At 61.4% G+C, this 5,104-nt stretch carries 6 protein-coding genes and 1 pseudogene; 4 read left to right on the top strand and 3 right to left on the bottom strand.

All coding sequences use genetic code 11. The features are described 5' to 3' along the window. Nucleotides 1-263: 263 nt before the first annotated feature. The 4 genes from NG698_RS21400 (at nucleotide 264) to NG698_RS21385 (ending at nucleotide 2,512) form a co-directional block, all read left to right on the top strand. Nucleotides 264-914, top strand: coding sequence for a hypothetical protein (locus tag NG698_RS21400; protein WP_252612266.1), 651 nt, complete (start codon nucleotides 264-266; stop codon nucleotides 912-914). 84 nt (nucleotides 915-998) lie between these two features. Continuing rightward, nucleotides 999-1,238: a hypothetical protein gene (locus tag NG698_RS21395; protein WP_252612264.1), complete on the top strand. Its 240-nt coding sequence runs from the start codon at nucleotides 999-1,001 to the stop codon at nucleotides 1,236-1,238. Further along, nucleotides 1,217-1,885, top strand: a complete 669-nt coding sequence (locus NG698_RS21390; protein WP_252612262.1) for a hypothetical protein — start codon at nucleotides 1,217-1,219, stop codon at nucleotides 1,883-1,885. Before NG698_RS21395 ends, NG698_RS21390 begins: the two co-directional genes overlap by 22 nt. 87 nt (nucleotides 1,886-1,972) lie before the next feature. Then, complete coding sequence (locus NG698_RS21385) at nucleotides 1,973-2,512, top strand: GNAT family N-acetyltransferase (RefSeq protein ID WP_252612260.1); 540 nt, start codon at nucleotides 1,973-1,975, stop codon at nucleotides 2,510-2,512. Nucleotides 2,513-2,864: 352 nt separating this feature from the next. On the opposite strand, the pseudogene NG698_RS21380 reads toward NG698_RS21385, so the two are convergent. From NG698_RS21380 to NG698_RS21370, 3 genes and pseudogenes are all read right to left on the bottom strand, one after another. Continuing rightward, a pseudogene (locus NG698_RS21380) lies at nucleotides 2,865-3,658 on the bottom strand (SDR family NAD(P)-dependent oxidoreductase). A gap of 29 nt (nucleotides 3,659-3,687) precedes the next feature. Further along, the gene (locus tag NG698_RS21375; RefSeq protein WP_252612258.1) at nucleotides 3,688-4,353 is read right to left on the bottom strand and encodes an SDR family NAD(P)-dependent oxidoreductase; all 666 of its coding nucleotides are present in this window, start codon (nucleotides 4,351-4,353) and stop codon (nucleotides 3,688-3,690) included. A 383-nt stretch (nucleotides 4,354-4,736) separates the two neighbouring features. Continuing rightward, on the bottom strand, nucleotides 4,737-5,104 hold a 368-nt coding region (locus tag NG698_RS21370; RefSeq protein ID WP_252612249.1), incomplete at its 5' end, for a low temperature requirement protein A.

Here is a 5,104-nt window from a genome sequence, read left to right as displayed (position 1 = left end):
TATACCGCCGGTAGAAGCAGAAACCATCTTCTACTCAAATCTGCCCGCCATCAAAACGATGGAACGGGTCTAACAATCCCTCCACCAAACCCGGGGCTTGACATATCATTGCCTTCCAAACTCGAGCAACTGCCCGAGCCGCCGCGGCCACGGCTGAATCCGCGCGGGAGACGGGACGGGCGGCTGACGCGACTGAAGCCACAGTGCTGGCGGCTACAAAGTCCCTTGAGCTGGCAGAATCTCAACGCAGGCAAACGTTGTTTATGGTCTCCGAGGCGGTCAAGACCCGCATTGACGCGTCGATGCCGCAGTTCCGCGTTCTCGCTGACGATGATATCGAGTGGCCCCCGTTGTTTCCTTCGTCGTTCGCAGATGCTGATCCAATTTCGCTGCCCCCGGATCATGAGTTCATCCTTCCGAGAGATCAGAACCTCCGCGTCCTGATACGGCTCGATATCTCGGTCATCAACGACGGACCGGGGGCTGCTCACTTTCGGTTTAGCGAGACGCTAACGAACGGTGAGGAATCGATTCGAGAGACCGTCCTGGGTCCGGGGGAAAGCCTCAGCGGATACCTTTACCAGGTCGAGCGCACTGTCCAGGAATGGATCGATATCTACAATCAGCGGCGCCGCGGGAACTCCATTGAGCATCAATTCACCGTTACCAGCGTCAGTCCAATGGACACCGGGGCCTTCGACACAGCGCGCATTGCTTGCGGTGGTTGCATCTTGGAACCCGTACCGTCCATGGACGGACATTGGCGGCTCTTGGCTGATCACAAGGGCTCCGAAGATGGGCTCGGAACAGGTGCCTGGCCCATAGAACGCAAGTACTTCCTGTCGCGCAGCGCCAACAAGGTACTGCCGGACATCGAGTGGGAGTCCCTTGTCCGCGAACCGGGTCGGCCGTAACACAATGGCATTCGGAGCGGCAGTGAAGATTCCAGAGACTTCCCTGGCCGTGCTCGTTCGGACCGGATAGCTAGGAACCATGTATTGAATGCTCATGACCAGGGGCTTCAGCACCTGAGCAAAAGCCAGTCGCAACGCGCCTGGGCAGGGATGCGAATGGATTTCGCAGAGATCAGCAACTGGCAGGCTGCAGGATTGAACTCGCATGCTGCGGTGCCGGGATCGCTTCTCGACGTCGTTGATGCGATGACCGAACCGAACCAAGCCTCGCATCTCATCGGTTACCTCCTCTCCACACGGCCGTGGACCATCTGCATGCGCTGAAGATGATGATGGAAAATGCCGGGGCTCAACACACGTTCGCTCCCTACACGCTGATCCGAGGCGCCATCGAAACCGCCTCCACAGCTCTATGGATCCTTCAAGACGACGAGCCACGTTCGGTCGCAGTCCGGGCCCTGAAGCTTGAGTACGTTGATCTGCTTGACCAGGAGCGCGCAGCCAAGAGCGTCGATCCCACGGCGGGGCTTGACGAGGACCTTCTAGGACACTTCGACGACTGCCTGGCCAGGAATGGCTTGACCGGTGAACGCGTCAAGAGCCGACCGCCAGGCCAACTGCGCATCATCGAAGAGACGTCCAAGCACTTCAATATTCCCCGTTCTGGACTAACGTGGCAGATGTGCTCCGCCGCGGCACATGGGCGTAAATGGGCTTGGAAGCTCCTGACTCTCTTTGAAGCGCAGGATGATGACGGCGTTTCAAAGGTTCTCAATGGCCGGCTGACCTCCAACGAAATGTCCATCGCTGTGGCACTAGACGTAGCCTGCCATGTTGTCCGTAAGGCCCGTGAAGTCCGCAGTCTGTATTCTCGCAAACCTTCCCATACGGGAGCCAGCTTCTTAAAACCAGAACCTGCCCTGCACGTTGTGCGTCCGCGCCTTTATGTCCCCAGCAGGATGGCCAAATAGCACGCCCCGGGTGAATGCTCTACCCTCGCCACCATGTACCTGAATGACCCTGGCCTAACAGCCCCGCCGCCTAGCCAAAGGAACGCAATGTCGGACACGGTCAACCGCTTCAACTCCGATTCCGACAGAGTCGAGATCGAAGGATTCTTCACGGCACACATTGATGACGAGAACAGATTCCCTCTCCACGCCCGAGCGACTGATCCCCTGAAGGGATACCCTTCATTCATTCTGGCGATCGGCGACGGCAACGAACTCGTCGGCGCCCTACATGCTGGCGCTGCAGCCGAGCAGATTGCGGCCTACGTCCGTCATGGGCTCCCCTCGTGGGCCGTCGAGCAAGGGATCAAAGATCACGCAATGCTCTACAGCTTGGCGGTGCGCCCAGACCGCCGGCACACCGGAATTGCCCGTGAACTAGTTGCCGAACTTCTCAACCACCTGAGCTCATACAGGTTTCAGACGCTGTACGGCGTCACCGGCCCAGAATCAGCGGGCTTCTACCACTCGGGTGGCTTCACCGTTCTTCCGCCCGGCAAGGCCATCCAACTGGACTTCGGAAAAGCCCAGGTGAACATACCTCTGGTCGGAGAAGACTCCTGGTTCTATAAAAATCTGCCCTTTTAGGTCCACCGCGGGCAGCATGAGAGCGGGCATTCGCGGAACTCATCAGCGGGGCCAGCCCGTCCACTCAGTATTCCGCAAGCGGAACGGCAAAGACCGCCACCTGAGACCGTGAATTAACCGCCAAACAAAATGAACAATCACACCTACAGCATGATCCATTGCCCGATCCCGGGTCAGTAGGCCTCTGGCCGCCACGAGGTCTCAAACGGTCGAATACGGAACAGGATGAACGCAGATATTTTTGCCCCTGCCGGGATCGACGTTGGGAATTCCAGCGTCGGGCATAGGCCTAAAGGCTGGCGACCAGATGGCCTTTTTCGATCCGAGGAACCTGATGGTCGTGGTGCATGGATCAGCGCTGGCTGCCGTGCGCGGCTACGGACAGCGGCTGCCACTCGTTCCACGTCGCGAGCCGGGATTCGTAGTCGGCGGTGGCGATGGCCAGCGGCGCCTCACCGAAGAAGACCCGCAGGGGCGGGGTCTGGGAGTCCACCAGGGCGAGTACCGCGTCCCTGGTGGCCGCCGGGTCACCGGGGGTGCCGCGCCGGCTGGGCCGGTTGGCGGCCTGCTCACGGACCCCGTCGTAGGCGGGCAGTTCAGTGGCGTGCCTCGCGGAGCTGCCGCCCCAGTCGGTGGAGTAACCACCGGGCTCGATGAGGGTGACGTTGATGCCGAAGCCTGCCACTTCCTGCGCGAGTGACTGGCTGAGGCCTTCCAGTGCCCATTTGGAGGCGTGGTAGATGCCCGCTGTGGGGAACGCTGAGATCCCGCCGATGGAGGAGACCTGCAGGATGTGGCCGCTACCCTGGGCGCGCAGGAAGGGTAGCGCCGCCTGGGTGACCCAGAGCGCGCCGAAAAGGTTGGTCTCGATCTGCTCGCGGGCCTCCGCGNGGCGTTGTTCACCACTACGTCGAGCCGGCCAAAATGCTCGTGCGCCCGGGCGACGGCGGCGAATACCGCGTCACGGTCGGTGACGTCTAGCGAGATCGGCAGCACCTTGTCGCCGAACTCTGCCGCGAGGGTGTCCATGCTGTTGTCGTTTCGGGCGGTGGCTGCCACGTTGTCCCCGCGCTCCAGCGCGGCCAGTGCCCACTCCCGGCCGAAGCCGCGGGATGTACCGGTGATGAACCATGTTTTGGCGCTCATATGATGTCTCCTGTGGTGGTGGTTGCGGTTCAGTCGGCGCTGACCTGATGGCGGAAGCGGTCACGTTTGCTGTGCAGGTCCCACAGATGACCGGCCAGCACGTCGGGGTCCTTCTCGGGATCCCCGGCAATGATGCGGCCGCCGATGATGAGCTGGGACACCTGGATGCCTTCCTCGCCCAGGACCTCGTTGAGGAGCTGCGCGTAGGCGGCCTGCCCGGCAAATGCCACGGACGTGCCGGTCACGTTGCGGCCAGGCGTGACGGCCGATCCGCCGTTGACGAAGAGAATAGTTCCGCGGTTCTTGCCGAGGAAACGCATGCCCGGCACCACCTGGTGCACCGCGGCAACCGGTCCGTAGATGGAGAACTCGACGGGCCCCACAAGGTCCGCCGGCGTCGTCTCAAGGACCGGGCGCATGAAGTCCTTTTGCGGCAGCGGACTGTACTGGAGCACCTCGATCGGGCCAAGGGTCTCCGCCACCTGCTCCAGGGCCTTGGCGATGGAGGACGGGTCGCGGACGTCAGCGGTGAAACCCCTGGCCTCCACGCCGTCCTTGGCCAATTCCCCGGCCAGTGCATCCAGGCGCCCCTGGTCGCGGGAGATCAGGCCAACGGTGAAACCTTCCGCGCCGAAACGCCGCGCCACTGCTGCCCCGAGTCCTGGTCCTGCTCCGATGATTGCAATAGAAGTCATACCGGGTCCAAGGCCCCAAGCCCCCGATGTATTCCACAGGTGCGTGGTTCATCAGGCGTTAGTGACGAAGAGCTCCAACGCGATGTTGTCAGGATCTCAGAACTCCAGAATGTATCCGGAGCCGACGTCTTTGACGCCACCGTGTCCGACGCCCCGCTCATCCAACATCGCTGCAGCGGGCATCAAGGTACCCACACCCGGTAACTTTCAGGCACCTTTGAAACCGGTGCACTTGCCCCGAATGGCGGCCCGATAGCGGAACAATCGATGGTGCGCAGTCGCCCGAACCATCTAAATTGGTTGCCTTCGCTACTGGCTTCCCGCGCCCTAGAACTCCGCTAATGCCGTGGTGAAAGACACGTTCCCTGGCATCCAATAAACCGTCAGCAGGCTCCCTGTTTCGTTCGGCGGCGGCGGTTCACGGCGTCGGAAACTGCTACGCCCATGAGGGGAATAACGGCCCCTATAGCGGCAACGAATGCCGGGAGGAAAGAGCTCAAGCTTGCCAGGACCGCCAAGGCTCCGATGCCGGCGAGATCGGAGGCTCGGCGGTGGCCCAGTAACCGTCGAATAAAAACGCCCCGGCCAGCGAGGAAAAGAGCCGGCCCGCCATAAAGAAACAGAACGGTGGCCAGATCAGGGCGGGCGGCCGGATCGCTGATCACGAGCTGATCACCAACCGCCACCAGGATCAGGCCCGCCAGGAACACCACCAAGGTGTTGCCCGCCAAAATACCGGGCCGGAACTGAT

This window comes from Pseudarthrobacter raffinosi, assembly GCF_023913735.1.
Classification (GTDB): Bacteria; Actinomycetota; Actinomycetes; order Actinomycetales; family Micrococcaceae; genus Arthrobacter; species Arthrobacter raffinosi.
Note: the sequence above shows the minus strand (reverse complement) of the source record. Positions and strands in the feature narration are given on the sequence as shown.